We start from the raw sequence: 25,542 nt of genomic DNA, 5'->3' as shown, positions 1-25,542 counted from the left end.
AGAATTTCTTTGAATTTCACTGGGAAAGTGACAAAAATGTCACCGGAAATGTCACTGGAATGTCATTTTGCCATGGTATGATAAACTCAAACGAAAACAAAAGGCGTCGAAGGGCCTTTTATGGTATGAAAAAGAAAATCAGGAGGAACAGATCATGGAAATATTGCGGGTGGAACATCTTTGTAAAACATATGGTTCCGGAGACACGCAGGTGGATGCACTGAAGGATTTGTCGTTTTCCGTGGAAAAAGGTGAGTTTGTGGCGATCATTGGACCGTCCGGCTCCGGAAAATCGACGCTGCTTCATATTCTGGGAGGGGTGGATACGCCTACCTCAGGGAAGGTTATCATTGACGGAACGCCCATCTATGAACTGAATGAAACAAAACTGGCGATCTTCCGCCGCCGCCAGATCGGACTGATCTATCAGTTTTACAACCTGCTTCCGGTCCTTGATGTGAAGGAAAATATCACGCTGCCACTGCTTCTGGACGGACAGAAGCCGGATGAGAAATATCTGGCAGAGCTGGTAAAGAACCTGGGGCTGGAAGAACGGCTGAAGCATCTGCCAAACCAGCTTTCCGGCGGACAGCAGCAGAGAGTGTCCATCGGGCGGGCCCTGATCAATCATCCGGCGATCGTGCTTGCCGATGAGCCTACAGGAAATCTGGACTCCAGGAACAGTATGGAGATCATAGAGCTGCTGAAGGCATCCAATGTGAAATATCATCAGACGCTGGTGATCATTACCCATGATGAGCGGATCGCACTCCAGGCAGATCGTATTATTTCTATTGAGGACGGCCAGATCGCTGATGACCGGCGCCAGACCAGTCGGAGCAGCCAGGTACGGGAGGACGGCTGGCGTCGGGAGGTGGTACGATGAATATCGTAAGCAAGGTGACGGTCAAGCATATGAAGGAGAATCGGAAGCGAACCATGGTGACGATCCTTGGGATTATGCTCTCGGTGGCGTTAATTACAGCGATTTCGGCCTTTGCGGCGTCCTTTCTGGATCTGATGCGTCAGTCCTGCATTGCTTCGGAGGGCGAGTGGCACACGGAGTTTTATGAAGTGAAAAAGGAGCAGCTAAGCAGGATCACCGAGGATGATAAGGTGAAGAAGACGCTGATCCGAAAGGAGCTGGGGAATGCGGTACTGGAGGGCGGAGAGAATGAATGGCGGCCTTATATTACCGTGGAGGCATACGATGAGAATGCCATGGAGGTTTATCCGCTGCCCTTAAAGGAGGGACGGTATCCGGAAAACCCGGAGGAGCTTCTGATCTCAGAGCACATGCTGGAAAACACCGGTGTGGATTGGAAGCTGGGCGATCAGGTGACACTGGATCTGGGGATCCGCTGGCTTCCGGAAAGTCAGGAAACAGAGGCGATGGAGCTTCCAAGCTATTATAATTATTCTGAGGGTGAAATCTTAAAGAATCAGATTGCGCATACCTATACCATTGTCGGAATTATGAACCGGACAAGGATGGAGGATATTACCCATGCAGGGTATCTGGCGGTGACAAAGCTGGATGTGGATGTGCTTCCGGCAGAGGAGACTGTGGATGCGGCAGTTCAGATGAAGCATCTGGACAAGAGTATGTATGCGTGGAGCAATGGAGTGGCAGAGGAGCTTGGAGTTCTGAACGGAAATAATACTACGCTGTTAGCTTATTCCATGATTTCCGGAAATTCCGGCATCGTCCATATGCTCAATCTGCTGAAATGGATCATGATGCTCATTGTGGCAGCGGGCTCGGTGGCCGTGATTTACAGCTCCTTTTCTATTTCTATTTCAGAACGAGGCCGGTATCTGGGAATGCTGGCCAGTGTAGGAGCCACACGGAAGCAGAAACGGGATTCAGTCCTTACAGAGGCAGTTTTATTGGGAGTCATCGGGATTCCTCTGGGACTGCTTTTGGGATATCTGGGCGTTTTTGTTGTTACAAAATGTATTCAGGGGCTGATCGGTGACATGCTGAATTACGGTATGGACATGGAGACGGTTTCCATGCGGGTGATCGTATCCTGGCCGGCCATTGCCGGTGCGGTAATCCTGGCGGTGGTGACGATCTTTGTCTCTGCATGGATCCCGGCGGCACGTGCATCAAGGATCACACCGGTCGAGGCAATCCGACAGAACCGCGATATTAAGCTGAGCAGAAAACAGGTGAAGACCTCAAAGCTGACCAGGAAGCTGTTTGGCTTCGAAGGAGAATTGGCTCTTAAGAATTTAAAGAGGAATAAGAAGCGTTATCGTGCAACAGTCATCTCTCTGATCTTTTGTATCGCTCTGTATTTAAGTGTAAGCTCCTTCACGGAATATCTGAAGGGCGCATACCAGATGGCCTCCGGACTTGAGACGGCCAACTATCCGGATTACAGTGTATCGATCTATGAACCGGAGAGGAAAGAGCAGGAGAAGCTCATTGAAAAGATCCGAAATCTTTCCGGATATGCGGAGATGGAAGTGACCGATTTCATGAATTACAACTTTTATCCATCCGCCGAAGCATTGGATCCAGAGGTGCGGAAGGAGGCAACGCTTGGCGGCGGAATGCAAACGGGAGGAAAGCATGAGGAAACAATCGCATTTAATCTTCAGGTCATTGGATTGGATGATCAAAGCATGGAAGCCTATGTAAAAAAGATCGGTGCGGACGGGGAACTGCTGAAACAGAGCGGTGCGATCCTGATCAACAGGCGTATGGATATAAAGGAAGGACGGCGTGCCTGGAAGCAGACCTGGAGCCTGAGAACGGGAGATACACTGACAGGAGATTTCTGGTTCGTGGAGCATTTTGAGGATACTGAGAAGGAGCCGGAGGAAAAACTGGCATCGATCAGTATTCCTGTGGCAGGAGTGACCGATGAACTGCCGTTGGGAGGAAGCTACAGTGGTGATATCAATACTGTTACTATGTATACAACTATGGAAACTGCCCTGAAGCTTCGAACCCAGAAGGCAGTCATGGAAAATACGGAGGTCAGCGAAAGCTGTCAGATTTATCTGACAGCGGAAAATAAGGAGATCCTGGGAGAAGGACTCAATGAGCTGGATGAAAACCGGAATCTGTATGTGTATGATGCCACCGGTGCCTTGGAGCAGTTTCAGAATATGCTGTTGCTTATGAATGTGTTCGTCTACGGATTCATTATTCTGACAGCGCTGATCTGTGTTACCAGTATTTTCAATACGATTTCCACCAGCATGGCGCTGCGGAAACGGGAATATGCCATGCTCCAGTCTGTTGGCATGGATCCGAAGCGGTTCCGTCGTATGATCACCTACGAAAGCTTCTTTTATGGCTTGAAGGCGCTGATATGGGGGCTGCCCATCGGAATCGCCTTGATGTATCTGATCTATCGCAGTGTTTCAGAGGCGTTAGATATCGGCTTCTACGTTCTGTGGAATCAGGTGTTCATTGCTGTCGTGAGCGTTCTGGCAGTGGTTGGAATTACCATGCGTTATTCCGCACGGAAGATTAAAAAAGCCAATATTGTGGAGACACTGAAAGAGGAAAATGTGTAATCAGAAGTGTGTGGATACAGAAAAACAGCATACAGACAACAAACAATAAGAAGCAATCCATGAGAGAAACAGGAGCCAGGCAATCATAAGCCCGGCTCCTGTTTGGGTAATGGAAAAATAGAAATATAGAAATATATGCATGAGTTATTCTTTCGGCACAGGTCCGGTGCTTTCCCGTTCATAATAATTTAATTCAACGATTTCGGTACGGCTTGGCTTTCCTTCGATCAGTTCGATCAGCATATCCAGAGACAGCTGTGCAAACTGATGCGGATCAAATCCGATGGAGGTAAGCTCCGGGGTCAGCAGAGTGACTAGTGTGGAATTGCTGAAACAGAGCAGGGAAACATCTTCAGGAACTCGATATCCCATAGAAGTGAGCTTTTTCAGCGCACTTGCAACAACAATTGGCTCATCGGCACAGATCGCTGTGGGTGGCGCAATGGGATTTTTTGAGCCAAACATACGATCAATCCACTGGGGTATCTGAGACAGGCTGGAGCAGGAGGCAGGAACATACTGCATGTTCAACGGCAGATGGTTTTCGGTAAAAGCATCCATATAGCCGGCAAAACGGTGGTTGGTCAAAGTATGCTGGCTCATAGGATATGCCAGGTTGGGAAGCAGAGCGATCCGTTTGTGCCCCAGATGAATCAGCCGGCCGATGGCCTCCCTGACTGCCTGGCGGTAGTGAGGAATAATCTGACTGACAGAAGGATTTAACAAGGTATAATCATGTGTGACATAAAGAAGAACCTTGGTTCCGCTTTTGACCAGCAGGTTGATCTGCTCTTCTGTCAAGGAACTGTTTGCAACGAAGATCGCATCATAATGCCGACTGATCAGGCTGCTGATAAACGCATCCGTTGCATAAAAGGATTCCGTTTTGGAAACGGTAATTAGAGCGATATGATAACCAAGCTCATTGGCCAGAGACTCCAGATAAAAAAGAAGGTCATTGAACATATCGTTCAGGGAAGATCCGCGAATTACAGCGATCATATGAGTTTTTCCCTGCCGCAGGTTCTTCGCATTCTGATTGGGAATATAATTCAGCTCCTCGATGGCGGCAAGAACTGCCTTCCGTTTCTCGGCACTGACATAGTTAGAGTTGTTGATTACATAGGAAACAACCGCGGGGGAAACTTTTGCAAGCTTTGCAACATCATTTCTTGTTACCATATTGTCGACCTCGGATTTCTTGTTTACACACCAGACATAAACACGTATTTATAAATCTAAGCTGTCACGTATAATCAAGCTGGATAAAGTATAGCATGATTTGAAGATAAAGTCCACAGGATACAATGTATAAATAGTAAAAAGTTTAGAAGAACAGAAATTTGTACTGATTGCATAAAAAAATAAATATAAAACTGTAATATATGTGAAAAATAAAAAAATAGCAAAAGAAACATTGACATAAACCGAGACACATGGTAAAACTAAGACATAAACTAAACACGGGTAAATAAAAATGAAAATAACGGAAGGATGCAAAGAAGCAGAAAGGAAATCCAGCGTGTCATTTTAATTTTTCAAAAGATATAAACACGGGTTTATAAAAAGGAGGGTATGTGTATGGCAATGAATATTGATGTGGACAAGCACCTGAGTTTCACCATGAACACAAAGCTGTTTCCCATGATTGGATGTCCGATGGGCCAGAGCAGCGGATCCTACGGTTACAATCCCTTATTCGAGGGAAATGGAATCGATGAGATCATGTGGCCGGTGGAAATTCCGGAGGGCGGTCTGGAGGACTTCGTAAAAGCATTCAAGACACTGGGAATGAGACATTTCACAATTACAATGCCACATAAAGCAGCAATCATCCCTTATCTTGATATTGTTGATGAACACTCCAGAATCTTCAATTCTGTGAATGCAGTAAAGGTTGAATCAGATGGAAAGCTTCATGGAGCCGGTTTTGACGGCAAAGGCAATATGGCAGCTATCGTCAATGCCGGTGTAGATGTGAAGGGCATGGATGTAGCGATCATCGGCGCCGGAAGCATTGTTGGTGTTATTCTTCTTGCAATGGCTGAACATGGGGCCAAGAAGGTAACTCTGATCAACCGGACGGAAGCGAGAGCAAAGCATCTGATCGATGTGGTTCATGAGCACACGCAGATGGAGATCGAGTATCTTCCTTATACCAATGAGAACCTTGACCTTGCAGCTTCCAGATGCGACTTCTTAATGCAGGCAACGCCTCAGGGACTTTTCGGATTCCCTGCAGATTATGAATATCTCGGCTTCCTGGATAAATTAAAACCGGAAGCAGTTGTAATGGAGAATATCGTAAATCCTCCGATGACGAAGTTTGCTGCCAAAGCAAAAGAAAATGGTCACAAAATGATTTACGGCGTGGACATGATGATCGGCCAGCTGGCAGAAATCTTTGAATTCTGTTTCGGCTTCAAGCCTTCACCGGAGTCTGTTGAAAAGTCCAAGAAGAATGTATATGAATACTTTGGACTTTAAACAATAAGGCAGTATAGTCCAGCCGGACAGAACCTGCCCGGCGATCACTATAAAAAATGTAAAGGAGTAAAACTTATGGGAAAGATCTACAAATCCATGCAGACACTTCTCGATGTCTGCGCTCAGTGTAAGAAGGATGAAAAGATCCTGATTATCACTGACCCGGATGCACTCCCGATTGCTCAGGCATTATGGGATGCTGCGGAAGATTATCCGGAAAGAAGTATGATCATGATGCCGACTCAGACAACTCATGGTCAGGAGCCGACAGCACTGGTTGCAGCAGCTATGATGGCAGCAGATGTCATCTTCCGTCCTACCACATTCTCTATTTCCTCTACCGATGCGAAGAGAAATGCATGCGCAAACGGAGCACGTGACCTGAACTGTTCGGACTACGATGCAAGAATGCTGGAGAGCGGCGGACTTTATGCAGACTTTGAAGGACTTGGTGAAGTTATGGACCGTGTTGCTGAGAAGTATGTAGGAAAGACTGTTGAAATCACAACGCCTCTAGGCACACACATCACGGCAGACATCACAGGAAGAAAGAACCTTCCTCAGTACGGAAGAAGCATTGTTCCTGGTCAGTCCTCTTCCCCGCCCGACATTGAATGTGCAATCGGCGCAAATGTCGGAACCATGGAAGGCGTGGCCTACATTGATGGATCCATCCCTCATCCGCTTTTGGGCCTGATCAAAGAGCCGATTCGCTTTGATATTAAGGGAAGCAAGATCGTAAAGATCTCCGGCGGCGAGCAGGCAGACATCTTTGCAAAGATTCTGGAAGACCTGAAGGCAACATATAAGAATGGTGAGCAATATCATGTTGGTGAGATCGGAATCGGAATGAACCCCGCTTGCGAGTTAACCGGCAGAATGCTTGAAGACGAAGGATGCTACGGCACAGTACATTTCGGCGTTGGTGATGACCGTGGTTTCTGCGGAAGCTATGCACCTGCTGATTACACAGGGGCAAATACCTGTGCATCTCACTTAGACTGTGTATTCAGAAATCCTACTTTGACAGTAGACGGCAAGGTGATTCTGAAGGATGGCAAGCTGGCAGACGAGTTTATTAAAGGGACTGTAATGGATCCCGACAAAAAATAGGAGGCTGGAGTTATGGGAGTAATCAATCCTAACGATTATCCTCAGGGACTGATGTTTTCTGACGAGATTCAGAAGCAGGTCAGAGATCGTTTCTGCAACATTGACAGCGATAGCTATGGTGAAAGAGTTTTCTTTGAAAACTCCGGTGGTTCTCTGAGATTAAAGGCTTGTGCAGAGAGTGTCAAGGTCGACACCCATCCCGACTGTCCTGGCCGACACCAGAAGCAGGCAGATATTCAGGGTACATATGTAGAACAGGGTTATAAGGATCTGCGGACAATCTTCGGAACAGAGAAAGGTTCCATTATTACAATGCTTTCCGCATCCCAGACCATGTTTAATATTATTGGTGCAATCGTAGCTGGTGTTCCCGGAAAGAATATGGTTGTTTCCTGTCTGGAGCATCCTTCAGGGTTTGACTCGGTTCAGTACTATGCAGAGCGCTATGGACTGGAGCTTCGAGTAATGCAGAGTAATCCTGCGACCGGCGGTATCGATGTTTCCGAAGTGGAACGTCTCGTAGATAAAGATACAGTTCTGTTAAGCTGTATGTATTCCTGCAACATTACAGGAGCGATCAATGATATTCCTGCTTTCGTAAAGGCTGCAAGAGCAATCAAGCCCGACCTGTACATTGTTGTAGATGCGGTTCAGCATATTCCTCACGCAGCAGTTAACGTAGAAGAGCTGGGGATCGACGCAATGGATTTTGCACCCTATAAATTCTTCGGTCTTCGTGGTTCAGGTATCGGCTGGGTATCCGACAGATGTGCGGTACTGCCTCATAACAGAATCCTGTGTTATCCGGAAGCTCAGTGGGAGCTTGGTTCTACCGCTCCTCATCTGTTTGCTAACTGGAGCGCAATCGTTGACTATGTATGCTGGCTTGGTTCTCAGTATCTGGAAAGCGATAACCGCAGAGAGCTTTTCGAAGAAGGCATGAACAGAATCGAGCTCCATGAGCGTGCGCTTCTGAACCGTGCACTGGAGGGAACAGACGAGCTTCCCGGACTTCGTGCGATCAAGGGTCTGACGGTACAGTGTGATAATCCGAATCTGACACAGAGAGATTTCATTTTACCGATCACCTTTGACAATATGGACGTAACGTCTGCAGTAAAGGAATATGTAAAACGTGGTATTTATGTATTTGAGCGTAAGTCTCCCAGCCATTATTCCAAGAGAATTGTTGAGTCCTTTGGACTGGACGGTGTGATTCGTGTATCTCCGATCCACTGCAATTCCAAGGAAGAGGTTGACAAATTCCTTAAGGCTTCTGCTGAGATCGCAGCATTATAAGCCAAAACCCGACATTCACATAGTACAGCAAACAATGTGTACTGTTACTGCTGTTTAAGTGTTATCTGTCCTCCAATCAAGGGGGGTGGGAGGGCAGAAGCACTTAACTACATACAGGGAGGTATTATATGAAGAAGTTTTTATCGATTGTTTTATCCGCAGCAATGATTTTTTCGTTAGCAGCCTGTGGCGGAAGCGAGACCGGAGGAACAAAGGCGGCTGAGGGAACGAAGGCAGCAACTGAGGGAACAAAGGCTGCTGGTACAACCGATGACAAGGCAAGTGGGGATACGGTTAAGATTGGCCTGATGGTTTCCTTTACCGGTTCTGGCGTACAGTGTGGTGAAGAATGTCAGGCACTGGCAGAAATTTTTGAAGATGTTATTAACAACAAGCATGATGATTTAAATCTTCCTTTCGCATCAGACGAAGGTCTTCCAAACTTAGGAGGCAAGAAGATCGAATTTGTTGTTGGTGACCAGAGTACAACCGAGATCGCACAGAGCGAAGCGGAGCGTCTGATCACGGAGGAAGGCGTTATTGGTATTTGTGGCAACTTCTCTTCCGCAACAACAAAGACCGTTATGGTAGTTGCTGAAAAATACGGCGTACCGGTTATCTCCGAGGGTACCTCCATGTCTCTGCTCGAAGCAAACTATGAATACTTCGGAAGAAGCTTCCCTGGTGATGACCTCTTTATCGAAGAGTCTTTCAACTACCTGGATTCCCTGAACAAAAAGGGTACCACAGACATTAAGACCATCTGCCTTGTATCTGAGGACTCTGAGTTCGGTACCAACATTGCAAATGTAGAAAAATCTGTAGCAGAAAAGCATGGTTATGAGGTCGTTGAAAACATCTCCTATAACAAGGACGCAACCAATGTAACCTCTGAGGTTATGAGGGTTAAGGCTGCTGATGCGGATGTTGTTATGATGAGTTCTTACGCAGCAGATGCGCTTCTGTTCATGAATGAGTATAAAACCCAGAACTACTTCCCCAAGATGCTGTTCGGACAGAGAGGCGGCTTCATGGCTTCCGATTTCGCACTGAACCTTGGTGAAAATTCTGACTATGTATTAACAACTTCCAGATGGAACTCTGATATGGACAACGATGCGTCCAGACAGCTGGTTGACATGTTCAAGGAGAAAACTGGTCTGACTCTGATTGGTGATACGCTTACATCTGTATGGGATGGTATTGTAATCGCAGTTGCAGCTAACCAGGCTGGTTCTACTGATGGCGCTGAGATCCGTAAGGTTATGGAAGAAGGCGTAGATGTTAAGCCCGATGAAGATCCTTTCGGTCTTGAAGGCTATGTATACTCCGGCGCAGGCCAGAACGAATACGGCAGAGCTATCGTTCTTCAGTACATGGGCGGCTCTCTGATTACTGTATATCCTGATTCTCAGGCCAGTGCAGATATCGTTTACCCTGCAAAGGGCTGGAACGAAAGATAGTAACAGCAGTTATTGAAATAACGGTGTAAAATAATTCAACAGGCAGAAGCGGATAGTGATATAGAATGGTATATTAGCGGCCCTTCTGCCTGTTTTGCATCAAAAGACGGATGAAATTGGAAAGGATGGGCTGCTTATGTTTCTGCAGGTACTGTATGAGGGCTTGACGATGGGAACCATTTATGCCCTGTATGCAATGGGTATCGCTCTGGTATGGGGCGTTATGAATATCCTTAGCTTTTCGCAGGGTGAGTTTATGATGGTGGCCATGTATCTCACCTTCTTTATTACAAAATCACTGGGAGTAGATCCTCTGGCTGCAATGCCTTTTGTAGTTGTATTTATGTTCCTGTTTGGAGTCCTGATCTATAAGACCCTGATCGCACGTGCGTTGAAAGGGCCGGTTCTTTCTCAGAGACTTGTTACTTTTGGTCTTGGTATGGTTCTGACAAACGGAATGATCCTGCTTGCAGGCGGCCAGACAAAGAGTATCACAAACAAGATTTTTTCCGGAAGCTTTGATTTCCTCGGAATCACGGTAAGCCGTGAAAAATTATTCCTGTTATGCACATCACTCATTGTAACAGTTTTGTTATTTTGGTTTATGAATAAAACGAAACTCGGAAAAGGTATCCGTGCAACTTCCATGGATAAGGAAGCAGCCGGACTCGTTGGTATTAACACCGAGACTGCTTACATGGTAGCATTTGGTATTTCCGCAGCAATCGCAGGTGCCTGCGGCTGTGCAATGACGTATTACTACTACTTCCAGCCCAGCATTGGTACCAACTTCATGATCTTCGGTTTCATTGCAGTTTGCCTTGGTGGTTTCGGAAGCATTGGCGGCGCATTTGTCGGCGGTCTGATCATGGGTGTTGTCGATCTGTTTGCAGGTACCTATCTGAGTGTATCATTTAAATACCTGGCAGTCAGTGTGATTTTCCTGTTAATCGTTACATTTAGGCCTAAGGGATTATTTGGGAGGTAATGCAGATGAAAACTTTACTGAAAAACGAAAAAAGCTTTCTGACCCGTACGGCCATTATTATGCTGGTGCTTTGCCTGATCCCGGCAGTGCTCCGCGGAGAATTCTTCACCAGTACCTTATGCCTGGCTGTAATCTGGTCTATCATGGGAATCGGCTGGAATGTCCTTGGCGGATATGCCGGACAGGTATCTAACGGACATGCTATGTTCTATGCAATCGGCGCTTATATCAGTGCTCTGATGTTAAAGTGGTGGCACATTACACCCTGGATTTCTATGTTTGTTGCAGCAGCTGTCTGCGCAGTGCTTGCGTTTATCCTTGGTTATCCGCTTCTTCGTCTGCGTGGTCACTATTTTGCAATTTCGACCATGGCAATCGTAGAGTGTGTAAGAATCATCTTTACAAACTGGAATCTGATCGGTGGTGCAACCGGTGTCAGCTACTTAGAGAAGAGCATGAGCCCCTGGTATACTCTTCAGTTTAACAACCGTGTGCCTTACTACTATATCCTGCTTGTATTCCTGTTAATCTTCGTATGCATCAGCCGTGTGATCGAGCGTACCAAGTTCGGTTATTATCTGAGAGCAATCAAGGCAAATCAGGATTCTGCAGAGAGTGCCGGCGTAAACTCCACCGTATATAAGCGCCGTGCGTATATGATCTCCGCAGCAATTGTTGGTATTGCAGGCGCTTTATATGCACAGTACATTCAGTACATCGATCCTCTGTCCCTGCTTCCTCTTTCCAACTCCATGCTGATCGTTCTGGTCGTAGTAATGGGCGGTATCGGAACCATCTGGGGACCTGTACTCGGTGCATTCATTATGACGTTCATCAACCAGTATGCAAGAGCACTGTTCAACCAGATGAGTGGTCTGAATATGTTCATCTATGGCGTCCTGGTAGTTGTTATCGTATTATTCCTGCCTAAGGGACTTGTTTCTCTGATTCCGAACAAGAAGGGAAAGGTGTCCGCAAAGAAGACTGCAAAGGAGGAGAAATAATATGGCTTTGCTTGAGATCAAACATGCAACAAAGGCATTCGGCGGCCTGAAGGCCAATGAGGATGTAACCTTTGATGTAGAAGAAGGAACCATCGTTGGTGTTGTAGGACCAAACGGTGCAGGAAAGACCACGTTGTTCAATTCCATCAGCCGGACCCATGACCTGACATCCGGCCAGATCATCTTCAACGGAAAAGACATTACAAAGATGCGGGCATATCAGGCGTGTCTTTTGGGTATGGGACGTACATATCAGATTCCCCAGGCACTGGAGGATATGACCGTAATGGAAAATATCATGGTTGGTGCGCTGGCAAAGCGTCCCAAGGTAAAGGATGCCATGGAATTTGCGGAAGAGATCGCAGAGTTCTGTGGTCTGAGCAGCCTCGGTGACAAGCTGGCGTCCGGTCTGAACGTTATGCAGAAAAAGAGACTTGAAATCGCGAGAGCACTGGCAGGAGAACCAAAGATCCTTCTGCTGGACGAGGTAATGGCCGGTCTGAACGGTGTAGAGCGTGACGATGCGATCGAGCTGATTCGGAATATTAATGCCAAGGGCATTACCATTCTGATGATCGAGCATGTTATGAAGGTAGTTATGAGCGTTTCAACGAAGGTTGTTGTAATTGTTTCCGGTAAGAAGCTTATGGAAGGTTCTCCGGAAGAGGTTACTAATGATCCTGCAGTTATCAATGCATACTTGGGAGGTGGACATAATGCTGGTCGTTAAAGATCTGGTTTCAGGATATTCAAAAATGCCCGCGATCCATGGCGTATCCTTTAAAGTGGAAGAGGGCCAGGTAGTCGCAATCCTTGGTTCCAACGGAGCTGGTAAAACGACAACGTTAAAGACGGTTATGGGAATTTTACCTGCAATGTCTGGAAGTATCACCTACCAGGGAGAGAATCTGATTGGAACCCCTTCTCATAAGATGGCTGCAAAGGGAATCAGCATGGTTCCCGAAGGACGTCATCTGTTTCCGAAGCTTTCGATCTATGACAACCTGATGATGGGCGCTTATACGATTAAAGATAAGAATAAGATCAAGGAAAAGCTGGATGTTATTTATGACATCTTCCCGATTCTGGCAGAACGAAAGACACAGCTTGCAGGAACCATGTCCGGTGGTGAACAGCAGATGGTCGCAATCGGCCGGGCTCTGATGTGTGATCCGAAGCTTCTAATCCTTGACGAGCCGTCTCTTGGTATCATGCCCAAGCTGGTAGATGAGATCTTCGAGTTTATTAAGACCATCAATAAGATGGGTGTGACGATCGTTATCATTGAGCAGAATGCCGAGAAGACACTTGCATTTTCGGATTATGCGTATGTAATTTCTGATGGTAAGACGGTAATTGAAGGAACTGCTCAGGAACTGATGAATGATGATCAGGTACAAAGAGTATATCTTGGTATTGATTAAGGAGGTCATATATGCTGAAAGAAATCTCACTGGAAGGAAAAACCGCGCTGGTAACAGGCGGTGCGACTGGTATTGGATTTGCTATCTCAACTGAGCTGGCAGACGCCGGTGCACATGTGATCATTGTCGGACGTCGTCAGGAGAAGCTGGACGAGGCAAAGAAGCAGCTTGGAGACAAGTGTACCTGCTATCAGTTTGATGTAACGGAGACTGAGAAGCACGCTGAGTTCATCCAGATGCTTGAGAATGATGCACCGATTGATGTCCTGGTAAACTGTGCCGGTATTAATAATAAGAAGGATTACTTTGACTTTACGGCAGAAGAGTTTGACAAGATCGTAGAGACTCAGGCAAAAGCGCCGTTCATGTTATCCCAGGAAGTGGCAAGACATATGAAGGAGCGGAAGAAGGGATCGATTATCCTGATCTCTTCACTGGCAGCAATTCTTGGTATGCATGAGATTCAGGCATATACCGTCTGCAAGAGCGGTATGAAAGGTCTTGCGAGAAGTCTTGCCAGAGACCTTGGCCCTTACGGCATCCGTGTAAACAGCCTGAACCCCGGATTTGTATATACCGATATGCTTCGGAATACGAATCTGAAAACTCCTGAGAGGTTAAAAGAGATTGAAGACCGTACTCCGATGAGAGGATTTACTCTGCCGAAGGATCTTGGAATGGCTGCCGCTTTCCTGGCTTCTGATGCAGCACGGTTCGTTACCGGAATTGATCTTGTTGTTGATGGTGGAATCAGCAGCTCGTTCCTGATTTAATTATTCATTCGTATATAAATAGGAGGGATTACTTATGGCACAGAAGCTTGTACCGTCCGGACATTTACTTGAAATGTTTATGCCTTACAGAGATGATGAGAAGAGAATGCTGGAAGTTTTAAAGAAAGCCGCTTCCTGCGGATTTTATAAGAATGTGGAGCTTCCCGCATTTAAAGACAAGTACCGTAAGATGTATGTTCGGAATACGTTGGAGGAGAATGGCTTAACGGCAACGACCTTTGTTACACCTTATGTAAAGGAAAAGAAGCTTTCCTTATGTGATCTGGACGAGAGCAGAAGAAGAGAAGCAATCGAACTTTGCAAGGAATATGCCGGACATGCTTCCGATATCGGTATTATGCACTTCGGCGTTCCCAGCGGTGATGATCCCGGCGATGAAAAGCGTGCCGAGGCAAAGAAGGTTATGGCGGAATCTCTGGTTGAGCTGGCAAATTATGTGAAGGGGCTTGGCATGAACCTGACCATTGAACCTCTGGATCGCTATGCTTACAAAAAACAGCTCATTGGACCGATGAAAGAAACCAGCATCTGGTTTGCTCCCATTCATGAGGCTTGTCCGAATGTATTCATTCACTGGGACAGCGCACATGAGGCACTTGGTGAGACCGATCTGATGCATTCTATTGAATATGTAGCACCGTTTATCGGTCAGTTCCATCTGTGTGACGCAATCACGGATGTAAATCATCCCTGCTATGGCGATCTTCACATGGAAGTGGCAGAAGCTCCGGATTGGAAAACAGAAGGCTTCCTGACTCCTGAGGTTGGCGCTCAGATCCTTAGAAAGATTGCAGCTTATGATAAGCCGGAAGGTGTTAAACACGTATGTGTGGCAGTAGAAGTTCTCGGCCATCCCGGGGACAATCTCTGGAACAAAGAGAAGAATGCAAGAGAGTTCCTGGCAAAATGTTTTGAACTTGCTGAAATGTAACGCTTGAAAACAGAGAGGTAACTAGGCATGGTAGTGAAAGAAAAACTTGCAGCTCTGTCCATGTGCTACAGCATTACGGTGATGGAATATCATGGAAGAGAATACTGCATCAGTGCTTCGGAAGAACGTGACGGCGGGATCGTCATGATCGATACAGAAACAAAGGCAGTTTCCGAGCTCGAAGGCCTGGCAGGCGGTGTCATGGCAGTTATCCCGATCCCGGAACATGAGGGAGAGTTCCTTTCCATCCAGAAGTTCTATCCGATCTTTGATTCCGGAAAAGCACAGGTGGTTCGCTGCCGCATCTCGGGGGAAATATCCCCGAAGATGCAGGCAGAGGTATCGGTGGTAGCGGATATTCCGTTTGTACACCGGATCGCACTTGCCGGAACACCCGGAAAGAGAAAGATCATCGCTGCGACCCTCTGCCGGGACAAGGCATTTATCGATGACTGGTCCCAGCCGGGTTCGGTATACGAGTATGATCTGGATGAGAATTTCAAGGTTGTGGGCATCACGCCCCTGATTCAGGGGATCACCAAGAATCATGGGATGTATTTATATGAGAAGCAGGGTGGTTCTTATATTCTGATCAGTGGCGAGCAGGGTGTATGGGTCATTGATGAAAAGTCCGGATTCAGGAAGCTGAGTGAAGAAGCCATCAGCGACCTGTGTATGTTTGACGTGGACGGAGACGGCATTGATGAGATGGTATGCATCGCACCGTTCCATGGAGATCATATGAAGGTGTTTAAGAAAAAAACGGCGGACTGGGAATGCATCGCAGATGAGCCCATTCATTTTGGCCATGCAATCTGGAGCGGAATGTGCGGAGAGAAGCCGCTGATCATTTCCTGCAGCAGAGGAGAAGATAAGTGTACAAGGATCTACCGGCCGGTGATCAGGAAAGGGGAATTCCTGCTGGAGAGCACAGACATTGATGAAGGGGTTGGTGCATCCAATATCCATGTGGTGGAGAAGGACGGAGCGGTCGTGCTTTATGCGGCAAACCATGGAATCGGCCAGGTAGCGCGTTATACCATTATGGAGTAAATGCGCTTAAAAAGAGAAGAGGGGAATATAATTATGAAGATTTCGGAAAAGATCCAGAAATGTGGTCTTTCTCCCATGCGGAAGTTTCACCCTTATGCAGTGAAGGCGGAGAATGCGGGGAAGAAGATTTATCATCTGAACATCGGACAGCCGGATATTAAAACACCGGAGATGTACTTTGATGCAGTTCATGAATTTCATAAGCCGACCCTGGCCTATGCACCGTCACCGGGTCTTCCGGTCATGGTAAAGGCTGTTCAGGACTATTATGAGAAGATCGGCGTAGGGCTGAAGGAAGAAGATATCCTGATCACGACAGGTGGAAGCGAAGCACTCCAGATCCTGATGAATGTGATCCTGGATCCCGGCAGCGAGGTTTTGATACCGGAGCCGTTTTATCCGAATTATAATACCATGATCACTCTGGCGGGCGGCGTGATCCATCCGATCCCTACGACCCCGGAGGAAGGCTACCGTTACGCAAAGCGCGAGAAGATCGAAGCCTGCATCAATGAGAACACAAGAGCCATCATGGTGACCAATCCCGGAAATCCGACTGGTCTGGTAGTGAGCCGTGAGGAGATGCGTGTAATCGCCGATGTGGCAAAAGCCCATGATCTTTATATCATTGGCGACGAAGTTTACCGTGAGTTTGTATATGGAGACGAGCCGCTGGCATCCATGGCGCAGTTAGAAGATGTACAGGAGAATGTGGTGCTGATCGATTCCGTATCGAAGCGGTTTTCCGCATGCGGAGCCCGTGTCGGAGCCCTGATCTCCAAAAACCGTGAGGTGATGAGTCAGGCGATGAAGATGGCTCAGTGCCGTCTGTCGGTGGCAACCCTGGATCAGATCGCCAGTGCAAAGCTGTATGAGTGCGGTCCGGAATACTTTGCGGCAGTCCGTGAAGAGTATAAGAAGCGCAGGGATACCTGTTATGAGATGATCCGGAAGATCCCCGGAGTGGTATGTGCAGAGCCTCAGGGAGCGTTCTATCTGATGGCAGCCCTTCCGGTGGATGATGTGGAGAAGTTCCAGATCTGGCTGCTGGAGGAGTTTGAGGACAAGGGAGAGACTGTCATGTTTGCACCTGGCGGCGGCTTCTACAAGACGAATGGAAAAGGCAATAATGAGATCCGTATCGCCTACGTCCTGAAGCAGGAGGATCTGATCCGTGCAATGGAGCTGCTGGCAATGGGAATCGAGGCTTATAATAAAAAGCAGGCTGAGATTTCCGGAGCAGGGAAAGGAGAATCACTTTATGAAAATTGTAGTGCTCGACGGATACACAGAAAACCCGGGGGATCTGAGCTGGGAAGGCTTTGAGGCTCTGGGAGAGCTTACCGTATATGACAGAACCGCGGCGGAAGAGGTGGTTTCCAGAATTGGAGATGCAGAGCTTGTAATTACCAACAAAACTCCTATTCCGGCGTCTGTATTTGAACAGTGCCCGGGAATCCGTTACATTGGGGTTCTGGCAACCGGATACAATGTGGTCGATGTGAAAGCGGCGGCAGAAAGAAATATTCCGGTAACAAACATTCCTACGTATGGAACTGATGCCGTCGGTCAGTTTGCCATTGCACTGTTGCTTGAAATCTGCCATCATATCGGTCACCATAATCAGGCAGTTCATGAGGGCAGATGGAGCAGCTGTGAAGATTTTTGTTTCTGGGATTATCCGCTCATGGAGCTGAGTGGAAAGACCATGGGAATCATCGGATATGGCCGGATCGGCCGGGTAACCGGAAAAATCGCACAGGCGCTTGGCATGAACGTACTGGCGTATGACACGAATGGAAAGCATGGAGCGATTACGGAGACCAGCCGTTATACGGATCTGGATGAACTGTATGCGAAGTCTGATGTGATTGCACTTCATTGTCCGCTGTTCCCGTCTACGGAAGGCATGATCAATAAGGAAACCATTGCCAGAATGAAAGATGGTGTGATTATTCTGAATAATTCAAGAGGCCCCCTGATCGTGGAAGAGGATCTGGCAGAGGCACTGGAGAGCGGAAAGGTACGTGCGGCCGGCCTGGATGTGGTTTCAACCGAACCGATCCGGGAAGATAATGTTCTTTTAAAGGCGCCGAATTGTATTATTACACCTCATATTTCCTGGGCACCGAAGGAGGCAAGAAAGCGTCTGATGGATATTGCTGTAAATAATTTAAAGCAGTATCTGGCAGGAACGCCGGTAAATGTTGTGAATTAAAAGCTTGCGTGGGGGAGGCTTACAAAAATGGGGAATCGAGCAAAAGAGTTATTAAAAGAAGGTAAAATGTCACTGGGCGGCTGGGAGAGCCTGAATAATGCAGGGGCAGCCGAGGTGATGGCAAGAGCTGGATTTGACTGGATCGCAGCGGATGTGGAGCATGCTTCTCATTCTGTTCAGGATTTTGCGTATATGGCAACCGCAGTAAAGGCACAGGGCTGTGTTCCGATTGCCCGCGTATTTGATAAAAGTATGTGTTCGATCCGGCGGATTCTTGATGCGGGAGCCATGGGCGTGATTGTGCCGATGATCCGTACTGCCGATGATGCGAGAGAGGTCGTAAAAGCGGCAAAGTTTCCACCGCTTGGAATCCGCGGGGCCGGAGCCGGCCCGTACTGCGGGTATGGAATTACCTTGAATGAAGCAATTGCCACCGGGAATGAGGAGACACTGGTAATTGTCATGGTAGAGACAAAAGAAGCTGTGGAAAATATTGATGAGATTCTGGAGGTAGAAGGAATCGATGGGATTTTCATGGGACCGTTTGATCTTTCCTGTTCCTATGGATTCCCGGGCGACATTACAAATCCAGTTGTTTCGGCTGCAATGGTAAAGGTGCGGGAATCCTGCAAAAAGCATGGAAAAGCAGCAGGTATGCATGTAATTCCCAATGATGAAAAGATTTTGTCAGATGCGATTGAAAAAGGATTTACGTTCCTTGCACTGTCCTTTGATTCCAATTTTATCTATCTTGGATCCAGGGGAATGTTGGAAACCGCAAAAAAAGCAGCTGAAGCAGTAGGAACAAAATAGCCATAATCAGCATTTAAACAGAAATAAAGCAGCCGGAGACTCCAGGACATCAGTTCTGGAGTCTCTGTCTGCAAACGGGACAATTTTTAAAATGTCAAATTATTTTCCAGAAATCCGCCCTCCTATTTTTGATAAAACCGGCAGAGGTTATCCATACGGGCGCTCATGTTGGCGAACAGAAGATCCACCAGGGTAACGGCAGTCATAGCCTCCACCACCACAACGGCGCGGGGAACGATCATGGGATCGTGGCGTCCGTGGATGGAGATGGAAACGGCTTCTCCGTTTCGGTTCACGGTTGGCTGTACGCGGGAAATCGAAGGGGTAGGTTTAAAGGCCGCACGGATCAAAATGTCTGATCCGTCACTCATACCGCCCAGGATTCCTCCGGCATGATTGGAGGCTTTTTTTAATGGTGCACCCGGTGCTGCGGCAGGAAGAAAGGGATCATTGTTCTGAGAGCCGGTGCTTTTTGCGGCAGCGAATCCATCACCGATTTCCACGCCTTTTACAGCTCCGATGGAGAACAGTGCTTTCCCCAGGCAGGCATCCAGCTTGTCAAAGACCGGTTCTCCGATGCCGACAGGCATACCGGTCACACAGCAGGCAACGACGCCGCCAACCGAATCCTGTTCCGAGATCTTCTGGTCGGCAAGAATACGAACCTGTTCCGCAGCGTTGGAATCCGGCATACAGAATGGGTTGGAGGCACAGACAGAAAGATCCACCTGTTCACAGGCGATTCCTCCGATCTCCTCCGCATAGGCGTGAACCTCAATTCCAAGAGCTGCAAGAATCTTTATGGCAACGGCTCCGGCGGCAACTCTGGCAGCCGTTTCCCGACCGGAGGAGCGTCCGCCGCCGCGGTAATCGCGAAAACCGTATTTTTCATCAAATCCATAGTCGGCATGACCGGGGCGGTAGCAGGCAGCAATCTGGGAATAATCATGAGAACGCTGATCCTTGTTAAAGATTACCATGGAAATCGGAGTCCCGGTAGTTTTTCCTTCAAAAACGCCGGAAAGGATCTCAACGGCATCTCCCTCGGCGCGGCCGGTGGTATAGCGGCTCTGTCCCGGTTTCCGGCGATCCAGAAAGGGCTGAATATCGCCTTCAGAAAGGGAAAGTCCGGCCGGACAGCCATCCACAACGACCCCCAGTGCCTTTCCGTGGGATTCGCCCCAGGTGGCAAAGGAGAACTGTTTTCCATAGATAGAACCTGACATGGGAATACCTCCATTGATAAAGCCGGTCTGATCCCCGGCTGATTTTCTGTTTCCAGTATAAAGGAAATCCTTTACTTTTACCAGATTTTTTTCTATAATGGCGGAGAAAAAAAGAAAAAGTCAGATCAGTGACTGCGGAGAATAGAAAGAAAAAGAGAACGAACAGGTGCTCCGGCAGAAGGAAAGGAAGGATATCATGTTAAAAAGTGTGATTTTCGATATGGACGGCGTACTGGTCAACAGCGAGCCGCTTCATTATCAGGCATTCGTGAGGACACTGGCACAGTGGGGAAAATGTCTGACGTATGAAGAATATAAGAAATACATCGGAACGACCAACGCAGTGATCTGCGAAGGTCTGGTAAAAACCTATGATCTGTCGGTTACCCCGGAGGAGTTCAATGAGATCATGAAAAAACATAAGGCGGATGTTTATGCCGAGGTGGGATATCCCGGAATCCCCGGAGTACCGGAAATGCTCCGTTCGTTTAAAGAAGCAGGCTATACGATGGCGGTGGCTTCCTCTTCGCCTTATGAAAACATTGTAAAGACAACAAAAGAGCTGGGGATCCATGAATATTTTGATCAGCTGGTCAGCGGTGAGAGCGTAGAACATCCGAAGCCTGCGCCGGATGTATTTTTAAAGGCGGCAAAGGCACTTGGGACGGCACCGGAGGAATGTCTGGTGGTGGAGGATTCCTGCCACGGCGTCCATGCAGCAAAAAATGCCGGAATGCCCAGCATCGGTTTTATCAATCCCGATTCCGGAGACCAGGATCTTTCCTGCGCCACCAGACAGACCAGGGACTTCCATGAAGTAGACGCCTCTTACGCAGAAGAAGTGTACAAAATCTGGAAAAACCGCCAGTAAAAAAAAGCCTGCCCCACAGAACTCAGCACCTTGATTGTCAGACCCTATCAGTGGAGCGTGCAAAGACAAGGAAGATCCCATGCAGCGGGATCTCAGAGGCGACTTTGGGTGGAGCCGGGTGAGAACCGCTGCTGGGATCAACTGGAGTTTACGGGCGGAACCCTTCAAAGATAAAGAGATCGAATTGTTTTTTGCATACTTCCATATCTTCTTTTGAGCGTATCGTCCATGCCACGGACAGATTCCGGTACAGGTTTTTACATAACCGTCTGGACAGTGCTCCGGCGCAGGTGAAGTCATAGGCGATGAAGTCCGGCTTTGTCAGAAAGTTAAACAGAAGATGATGGAGCGGAGAAAGATATACATAATGAAACGGGGAGGATACTTCCCGGAATTTGGCGGAGAGCTGGCCCCGGACGATCTGAGGCCGGTTCTTTTTATACCATCGGAGCACCAGCGGGTTAAAGGATTCGATACAGTAAAGGCCGGAATAATGCTTCAGAAGCCGGTCGCAGACCCGGCAGACGGAGGTATCGAATAATTCCACCTTATACTCGATCAGAAGGGGGACACGGCCATTTACCGTGTCCAGAACCTCTTCAAATTTCGGAATCCGCTCGTTGGTACCGTTCAGCCGAAACATCGACAGCTCTTCCCAGGTGAAACGGCAGACTTTACCGGATACGCCGCAGACACGGTCAAGGGTAAAGTCATGGAATACGACAGGAATCCCGTCCTTCGTGAGCTGAACATCCAGCTCAATGCCATATCCGGCATCTGCCGCAGCATGGAACGCCGGAAGAGAGTTCTCCGGTACATTTATTCCGGGAACGGGGTGAAACGGGACAGAAACCTGTCGGTGGCTGCTGCCGGAGGATGACTGGGTATCACGGCTTTCCGGAAAGATCCGTCGTCTGACGGGCAGCTCCGGAGTTACATCATGAAGCCCGCGGTGGGCATAATAATACCGGCGAAGCTCTGAAACGTCGTCCTTCTTTCCAAGGGCCGGCATGATAAGAAACAGGTAAAGAAGCGGAAGCCCCGGAAAGAAGGCAAAAATCAGAATCAGGATCAGGAACAGGCTCATAGTGTCAGGATCTCCCCGTCATCAGGAACAAACAAGGTTCCGTGATAATACTGGCGTCCTTCTGCCAGATAGCGTTCTTTCCGGTGTGCAATATCCTTGTCTTCCGTATGCCAGAGTACCAGGTTCGGAATATGAAGGCTTTCTGCCAGTTCGCAGGCGTCCTTAACCGTGCTGTGATGCTTTTCGTAAGGCTTGAACCGGTCGCGGTCGCCGTAAAGGCAGAAGGCTTCATGCAGAAGCCAGTCACTTCCGGCCACATACCGCTCACAGCCGGGATTATACGGCTCGTCTCCGGCACAGGTCAGCTTCTTTCCGTTCTTCAGAACCGTAGTGAAGCCGAACTGACGTGCCTTGGTGGAAAGAATATCAAAAAACGTCACCTCATAATCCAGGATCTTATGGGTGTCTCCGTCGGAAAGCGGAACAAATAAAATCCGGTCATCAAAGAAATCACAGAATTTTTTCTGGATCGTCAGACGGCAGAGGGTTTTAATGGTCTCGACCAGTCCATCGTGACAGTAGATGGTCAGGTTTCCTTCGTAGCTGCCCTTTTTCATGGCAGTGGCGATCATACGGATAATCCATACCATTCCAAGAATGTGGTCATTATGTTCGTGGGTAACAAAGACATGATGGATTTTTGTCAGAGGGACATTCATATCTTCCAGGATCCGCAGAATCCCGTTTCCGCCGCCGGCATCCACCAGGAAATATTCTTCCTCATCGCGGATCGCAAAGCAGGTGTTGTAGCATCGTGTAGCCTGGGCATTGCCCGTGCCGAATACATATAATTCTTCCATGGAAAACCATCCTTTCAAATTCGGTTTCAAATTCAGTTTCAAATTCAGTAAAAAACAGGTATAAATCAAAAGGTTTGTCGCATAAAAACTTTGTTTTGTTCCACCGGAATTATACTATATAAGCAGGGACGGCGCAAGGGCTGCGTCCAGTTCACGAAAAATTCAGAATTTGTTTGCATTCGATTCATTGACGGGGAAGCGGAAAACAGCTATGATTAAACAAGATGGCCTGTGATCAGGCGATAAAAGAAATTAGGAAAAGCAGGAGAGAAACAGTCATGGGTGGATTTCGAGATAAATTGAACCGGATGATGTATGGAAGATATGGGAATGATCAGCTTAATAAAGCAATTCTGATCCTCATGATCATCTGCCTGGTGATTTCCATGTTTACGCGGATCCAGGCGTTTTATATGATCGCGCTGGTTGGTCTTCTGCTGGCATATTACCGGATGCTGTCGCGGAACATTTCAAAGCGGGGCATGGAAAACACCCGTTATCTGAAAGCAACCGCCGGGCTTCGTGGAAAATTTCAGAAAATGAAAAACCGGAGTGCCGATAAGACACACTGCTATTTTCAGTGTCCGTCCTGCCATCAGACAGTCCGGGTGCCCAAAGGCAAGGGAAAGATCAGTATCACCTGCCCGAAATGCCGGCATGAGTTTATTAAGAGAACGTAACGGCACTTAAAACTGAAAGAATGGTTAGTTGAACAAAAAGCTCCCTGTCCTGCCGGAAAACCACAGTGTGATCCGGTAAGACAGGGGGCTTTGGCATGTTAATAGAAATGAGCGGAAATCAGTCAGCGTCGTTTCCGCTGTTCAAAATCCTTCAGGCTGGCCAGCGCCTCTTTTGACAGAGGCAGAAGGGCAATCAGGTTGAAGATAGTCATAAGACCGATTCCCACGTCGCCCAGGTCCCACACAAAGGTGTAGGCAGCCAGTCCGCCGATGAAGAGCATGGCGAGGGCAAGAAGCTTGTATCCGGTCTGGGCAGCCCAGCGGTCTCCAAACAGATAGGAGACGTTGGAACGGGCATAGAACAGAATACCGATAAAGGTTGTGAAGCTGAACAGCCAGAGGATCACAGCAATAAAAATCACGCCAAACTGACCTAAATGGGCATACATGGAAGCCTGGAGAAGATCCATGCCAGCCAGTCCGTCGATGGCACCGGCAGGAGCCAGCAGCATGATCAGGGCGGTACAGGTGCATAACAGGGTATCCACAAACACGCCGAAGGCCTGCATAATGCCGACCTTTGCCGGATGATCACTTTCAGCAGCTGCTGCCGCACAGGGGGCAGAGCCGGAGCCTGCTTCATTGGAGAAAAGACCGCGCTTGACGCCGTTCATGAGAACTGCCCCGAAACCGCCGGCTGCGATCTGGCGAAGTCCAAAGGCCTCGGAAAAGATACGGGAGAAAACGGATCCCAGCTGACCGGCGTTTAGGATGATCAGAACGATGGTGATCAGGATATAAAACGCAGACATGATGGGAACCAGAATATCCAGAACCTTTACGGTGGCATTTTTTCGCAGGACGATCAGCAGTGCGACAAGCACCAGCACAATGGTTGTATATAAAGGCGGAATAGAAAATGCATTGTGGAAGGCAGCGGTAACAGAGTTGCCGATCACCTGGCTGATGCCGCACCAGCAGATCAGGCCGGAGATGGCAAACAGGGATGCAAGGATGCTTTTTTTCAGTGGTGTTTTCTGTTTGGACTGAATCCAGTCATGAATATAGTAGGCAGGACCGCCCCGGTAACCGCCGTATAACGGATCCTTCTGTTTATGAAGCTGTGCCAGAGTTGCTTCAACAAAGGCTGTGGCAGAACCAAGGAGTGCCGAGATCCACATCCAGAATACAGCACCGGCACCGCCAAAAGAAATAGCAGCGACCACGCCTACCAGGTTTCCCATGCCGACGCGGGTGGCTGTGGAAACGATCAGAGCCTGTATCGCCGAAAGGCCACCATGCTTTTGATCCTTCTTTTCTGTCAGTGTACGGAACATGTCCGGAATCAGACGGATCTGCATGCACCGCATCCGGATCGTAAAATAGATTCCGACAGGGAACAGAAGAAGCACCAGAGGCGGAAGACTTAAAACTCCATCGCCGGGCAGAGGCAGACGAATCCAGTCGCCCCACAGAAAGCCGTAGACACGGCTGATTAACGTGACAATAAAATTACCCATAATAAAAGAACCCTCCCCAATTATATGTCAAGTACGCTTTGTTCGCAAGGCAGGAGCGCCTGTAAAACGAAGCGCTGCGGCCAGCCTCCGGCTGACCGTAATAGTCATAGTATATAATAAAAAATGTGTTTTGTATAGAGGCGAAAATCCGTGAGAAATGATAGCTTAAAATATTGGTAAGAAATAATAGTTTAAAATATTGGTTGACAGATCCAGAATCATGTGGTATAAATT

At 47.9% G+C, this 25,542-nt stretch carries 23 protein-coding genes; 18 read left to right on the top strand and 5 right to left on the bottom strand.

Annotated elements, in window-relative coordinates:
* The first annotated feature begins 154 nt into the window (after positions 1 to 154).
* Together ACTQ3K_RS06535 and ACTQ3K_RS06530 are read left to right on the top strand one after the other, a co-directional pair.
* A complete protein-coding gene (locus tag ACTQ3K_RS06535; RefSeq protein ID WP_441566749.1) occupies positions 155 to 886 on the top strand; it encodes an ABC transporter ATP-binding protein in 732 nt (243 codons plus the stop codon).
* On the top strand, positions 883 to 3,537 hold the full coding sequence (locus tag ACTQ3K_RS06530) for an ABC transporter permease (protein ID WP_441566751.1): 2,655 nt from the start codon (positions 883 to 885) through the stop codon (positions 3,535 to 3,537). The genes ACTQ3K_RS06535 and ACTQ3K_RS06530 overlap by 4 nt, the downstream gene beginning before the upstream one ends.
* A gap of 144 nt (positions 3,538 to 3,681) precedes the next feature.
* On the opposite strand, the gene ACTQ3K_RS06525 is transcribed toward ACTQ3K_RS06530, so the two are convergent.
* Positions 3,682 to 4,719: a LacI family DNA-binding transcriptional regulator gene (locus ACTQ3K_RS06525; protein ID WP_441566753.1), complete on the bottom strand. Its 1,038-nt coding sequence runs from the start codon at positions 4,717 to 4,719 to the stop codon at positions 3,682 to 3,684.
* A gap of 399 nt (positions 4,720 to 5,118) precedes the next feature.
* Here ACTQ3K_RS06525 and ACTQ3K_RS06520 point away from each other — a divergent pair, with 399 nt between their 5' ends.
* The 14 genes from ACTQ3K_RS06520 (at position 5,119) to ACTQ3K_RS06455 (ending at position 19,124) form a co-directional block, all read left to right on the top strand.
* Positions 5,119 to 6,024 carry a shikimate dehydrogenase family protein gene (locus ACTQ3K_RS06520; RefSeq protein ID WP_441566755.1) on the top strand — a complete coding sequence of 302 codons (906 nt, stop codon included), beginning with the start codon at positions 5,119 to 5,121 and terminating at the stop codon, positions 6,022 to 6,024.
* Positions 6,025 to 6,099: 75 nt separating this feature from the next.
* On the top strand, positions 6,100 to 7,137 hold the full coding sequence (locus ACTQ3K_RS06515; protein ID WP_441566757.1) for an aminopeptidase: 1,038 nt from the start codon (positions 6,100 to 6,102) through the stop codon (positions 7,135 to 7,137).
* A gap of 12 nt (positions 7,138 to 7,149) precedes the next feature.
* Positions 7,150 to 8,436, top strand: coding sequence for an aminotransferase class V-fold PLP-dependent enzyme (locus tag ACTQ3K_RS06510; RefSeq protein ID WP_441566758.1), 1,287 nt, complete (start codon positions 7,150 to 7,152; stop codon positions 8,434 to 8,436).
* A gap of 128 nt (positions 8,437 to 8,564) precedes the next feature.
* Positions 8,565 to 9,899, top strand: a complete 1,335-nt coding sequence (locus ACTQ3K_RS06505) for an ABC transporter substrate-binding protein (protein WP_441566760.1) — start codon at positions 8,565 to 8,567, stop codon at positions 9,897 to 9,899.
* 136 nt (positions 9,900 to 10,035) lie between these two features.
* Complete coding sequence (locus ACTQ3K_RS06500; protein WP_441566762.1) at positions 10,036 to 10,887, top strand: branched-chain amino acid ABC transporter permease; 852 nt, start codon at positions 10,036 to 10,038, stop codon at positions 10,885 to 10,887.
* A gap of 5 nt (positions 10,888 to 10,892) precedes the next feature.
* Entirely contained in the window at positions 10,893 to 11,891 is a 999-nt protein-coding gene (locus tag ACTQ3K_RS06495; protein ID WP_441566764.1) for a branched-chain amino acid ABC transporter permease, read from the top strand.
* A 1-nt stretch (position 11,892) separates the two neighbouring features.
* Entirely contained in the window at positions 11,893 to 12,621 is a 729-nt protein-coding gene (locus ACTQ3K_RS06490) for an ABC transporter ATP-binding protein (protein WP_441566766.1), read from the top strand.
* On the top strand, positions 12,608 to 13,315 hold the full coding sequence (locus ACTQ3K_RS06485; protein WP_441566768.1) for an ABC transporter ATP-binding protein: 708 nt from the start codon (positions 12,608 to 12,610) through the stop codon (positions 13,313 to 13,315). The genes ACTQ3K_RS06490 and ACTQ3K_RS06485 overlap by 14 nt, the downstream gene beginning before the upstream one ends.
* A gap of 11 nt (positions 13,316 to 13,326) precedes the next feature.
* On the top strand, positions 13,327 to 14,088 hold the full coding sequence (locus tag ACTQ3K_RS06480) for an SDR family NAD(P)-dependent oxidoreductase (protein ID WP_441566770.1): 762 nt from the start codon (positions 13,327 to 13,329) through the stop codon (positions 14,086 to 14,088).
* A 34-nt stretch (positions 14,089 to 14,122) separates the two neighbouring features.
* Complete coding sequence (locus ACTQ3K_RS06475) at positions 14,123 to 15,040, top strand: sugar phosphate isomerase/epimerase family protein (protein ID WP_441566772.1); 918 nt, start codon at positions 14,123 to 14,125, stop codon at positions 15,038 to 15,040.
* Between the two features lie 27 nt (positions 15,041 to 15,067).
* Positions 15,068 to 16,093: a hypothetical protein gene (locus ACTQ3K_RS06470; RefSeq protein ID WP_441566774.1), complete on the top strand. Its 1,026-nt coding sequence runs from the start codon at positions 15,068 to 15,070 to the stop codon at positions 16,091 to 16,093.
* 33 nt (positions 16,094 to 16,126) lie between these two features.
* Positions 16,127 to 17,419 (top strand): pyridoxal phosphate-dependent aminotransferase, encoded by a 1,293-nt coding sequence (locus tag ACTQ3K_RS06465; protein WP_441566776.1) that lies wholly within the window; start codon positions 16,127 to 16,129, stop codon positions 17,417 to 17,419.
* The gene (locus ACTQ3K_RS06460) at positions 17,355 to 18,311 is read left to right on the top strand and encodes a D-2-hydroxyacid dehydrogenase (RefSeq protein WP_441566778.1); all 957 of its coding nucleotides are present in this window, start codon (positions 17,355 to 17,357) and stop codon (positions 18,309 to 18,311) included. The genes ACTQ3K_RS06465 and ACTQ3K_RS06460 overlap by 65 nt, the downstream gene beginning before the upstream one ends.
* Positions 18,312 to 18,338: 27 nt before the next feature.
* On the top strand, positions 18,339 to 19,124 hold the full coding sequence (locus ACTQ3K_RS06455; RefSeq protein ID WP_441566780.1) for an HpcH/HpaI aldolase family protein: 786 nt from the start codon (positions 18,339 to 18,341) through the stop codon (positions 19,122 to 19,124).
* A gap of 122 nt (positions 19,125 to 19,246) precedes the next feature.
* On the opposite strand, the gene aroC is transcribed toward ACTQ3K_RS06455, so the two are convergent.
* Positions 19,247 to 20,350 (bottom strand): chorismate synthase, encoded by a 1,104-nt coding sequence (gene aroC, locus ACTQ3K_RS06450; protein WP_441566782.1) that lies wholly within the window; start codon positions 20,348 to 20,350, stop codon positions 19,247 to 19,249.
* A 196-nt stretch (positions 20,351 to 20,546) separates the two neighbouring features.
* On the opposite strand from aroC, the gene ACTQ3K_RS06445 reads away from it, so the two are divergent.
* Positions 20,547 to 21,221 (top strand): HAD family hydrolase, encoded by a 675-nt coding sequence (locus tag ACTQ3K_RS06445; protein WP_441566784.1) that lies wholly within the window; start codon positions 20,547 to 20,549, stop codon positions 21,219 to 21,221.
* 148 nt (positions 21,222 to 21,369) lie between these two features.
* Here the strand turns inward: ACTQ3K_RS06445 and ACTQ3K_RS06440 are convergent, their stop codons facing one another.
* Positions 21,370 to 22,308 (bottom strand): glycerophosphodiester phosphodiesterase family protein, encoded by a 939-nt coding sequence (locus ACTQ3K_RS06440; RefSeq protein ID WP_441566786.1) that lies wholly within the window; start codon positions 22,306 to 22,308, stop codon positions 21,370 to 21,372.
* A complete protein-coding gene (locus ACTQ3K_RS06435; protein WP_441566788.1) occupies positions 22,305 to 23,108 on the bottom strand; it encodes an MBL fold metallo-hydrolase in 804 nt (267 codons plus the stop codon). Before ACTQ3K_RS06435 ends, ACTQ3K_RS06440 begins: the two co-directional genes overlap by 4 nt.
* A gap of 278 nt (positions 23,109 to 23,386) precedes the next feature.
* Between ACTQ3K_RS06435 and ACTQ3K_RS06430 the strand changes: the two genes are divergently transcribed.
* Positions 23,387 to 23,788, top strand: a complete 402-nt coding sequence (locus tag ACTQ3K_RS06430; RefSeq protein ID WP_441566790.1) for a hypothetical protein — start codon at positions 23,387 to 23,389, stop codon at positions 23,786 to 23,788.
* Between the two features lie 122 nt (positions 23,789 to 23,910).
* Here the strand turns inward: ACTQ3K_RS06430 and ACTQ3K_RS06425 are convergent, their stop codons facing one another.
* Complete coding sequence (locus ACTQ3K_RS06425; RefSeq protein WP_441566792.1) at positions 23,911 to 25,308, bottom strand: alanine/glycine:cation symporter family protein; 1,398 nt, start codon at positions 25,306 to 25,308, stop codon at positions 23,911 to 23,913.
* Positions 25,309 to 25,542 lie beyond the last annotated feature (234 nt).

Source organism: Candidatus Paralachnospira sp. LCP21S3_A2 (genome assembly GCF_052118925.1).
Taxonomy (GTDB): domain Bacteria; phylum Bacillota; class Clostridia; order Lachnospirales; family Lachnospiraceae; genus Lientehia.
This window is presented reverse-complemented; position numbering and strand designations above follow the sequence as displayed.

What these genes read in the sequence shown, in the direction of transcription:
- ACTQ3K_RS06510 (WP_441566758.1), top strand. Translation starts at nt 7,150, where the DNA reads ATGGGAGTAATCAATCCTAACGATTATCCTCAGGGACTGATGTTTTCT.
- ACTQ3K_RS06445 (WP_441566784.1), top strand. Translation starts at nt 20,547, where the DNA reads ATGTTAAAAAGTGTGATTTTCGATATGGACGGCGTACTGGTCAACAGC.
- ACTQ3K_RS06485 (WP_441566768.1), top strand. Translation starts at nt 12,608, where the DNA reads ATGCTGGTCGTTAAAGATCTGGTTTCAGGATATTCAAAAATGCCCGCG.
- ACTQ3K_RS06475 (WP_441566772.1), top strand. Translation starts at nt 14,123, where the DNA reads ATGGCACAGAAGCTTGTACCGTCCGGACATTTACTTGAAATGTTTATG.
- ACTQ3K_RS06425 (WP_441566792.1), bottom strand. Translation starts at nt 25,308, where the DNA reads ATGGGTAATTTTATTGTCACGTTAATCAGCCGTGTCTACGGCTTTCTG.
- ACTQ3K_RS06530 (WP_441566751.1), top strand. Translation starts at nt 883, where the DNA reads ATGAATATCGTAAGCAAGGTGACGGTCAAGCATATGAAGGAGAATCGG.
- ACTQ3K_RS06465 (WP_441566776.1), top strand. Translation starts at nt 16,127, where the DNA reads ATGAAGATTTCGGAAAAGATCCAGAAATGTGGTCTTTCTCCCATGCGG.
- ACTQ3K_RS06495 (WP_441566764.1), top strand. Translation starts at nt 10,893, where the DNA reads ATGAAAACTTTACTGAAAAACGAAAAAAGCTTTCTGACCCGTACGGCC.
- ACTQ3K_RS06520 (WP_441566755.1), top strand. Translation starts at nt 5,119, where the DNA reads ATGGCAATGAATATTGATGTGGACAAGCACCTGAGTTTCACCATGAAC.
- ACTQ3K_RS06490 (WP_441566766.1), top strand. Translation starts at nt 11,893, where the DNA reads ATGGCTTTGCTTGAGATCAAACATGCAACAAAGGCATTCGGCGGCCTG.
- ACTQ3K_RS06435 (WP_441566788.1), bottom strand. Translation starts at nt 23,108, where the DNA reads ATGGAAGAATTATATGTATTCGGCACGGGCAATGCCCAGGCTACACGA.
- ACTQ3K_RS06460 (WP_441566778.1), top strand. Translation starts at nt 17,355, where the DNA reads ATGAAAATTGTAGTGCTCGACGGATACACAGAAAACCCGGGGGATCTG.
- aroC (WP_441566782.1), bottom strand. Translation starts at nt 20,350, where the DNA reads ATGTCAGGTTCTATCTATGGAAAACAGTTCTCCTTTGCCACCTGGGGC.
- ACTQ3K_RS06470 (WP_441566774.1), top strand. Translation starts at nt 15,068, where the DNA reads ATGGTAGTGAAAGAAAAACTTGCAGCTCTGTCCATGTGCTACAGCATT.
- ACTQ3K_RS06455 (WP_441566780.1), top strand. Translation starts at nt 18,339, where the DNA reads ATGGGGAATCGAGCAAAAGAGTTATTAAAAGAAGGTAAAATGTCACTG.
- ACTQ3K_RS06430 (WP_441566790.1), top strand. Translation starts at nt 23,387, where the DNA reads ATGGGTGGATTTCGAGATAAATTGAACCGGATGATGTATGGAAGATAT.
- ACTQ3K_RS06525 (WP_441566753.1), bottom strand. Translation starts at nt 4,719, where the DNA reads ATGGTAACAAGAAATGATGTTGCAAAGCTTGCAAAAGTTTCCCCCGCG.
- ACTQ3K_RS06500 (WP_441566762.1), top strand. Translation starts at nt 10,036, where the DNA reads ATGTTTCTGCAGGTACTGTATGAGGGCTTGACGATGGGAACCATTTAT.
- ACTQ3K_RS06440 (WP_441566786.1), bottom strand. Translation starts at nt 22,308, where the DNA reads ATGAGCCTGTTCCTGATCCTGATTCTGATTTTTGCCTTCTTTCCGGGG.
- ACTQ3K_RS06480 (WP_441566770.1), top strand. Translation starts at nt 13,327, where the DNA reads ATGCTGAAAGAAATCTCACTGGAAGGAAAAACCGCGCTGGTAACAGGC.
- ACTQ3K_RS06505 (WP_441566760.1), top strand. Translation starts at nt 8,565, where the DNA reads ATGAAGAAGTTTTTATCGATTGTTTTATCCGCAGCAATGATTTTTTCG.
- ACTQ3K_RS06535 (WP_441566749.1), top strand. Translation starts at nt 155, where the DNA reads ATGGAAATATTGCGGGTGGAACATCTTTGTAAAACATATGGTTCCGGA.
- ACTQ3K_RS06515 (WP_441566757.1), top strand. Translation starts at nt 6,100, where the DNA reads ATGGGAAAGATCTACAAATCCATGCAGACACTTCTCGATGTCTGCGCT.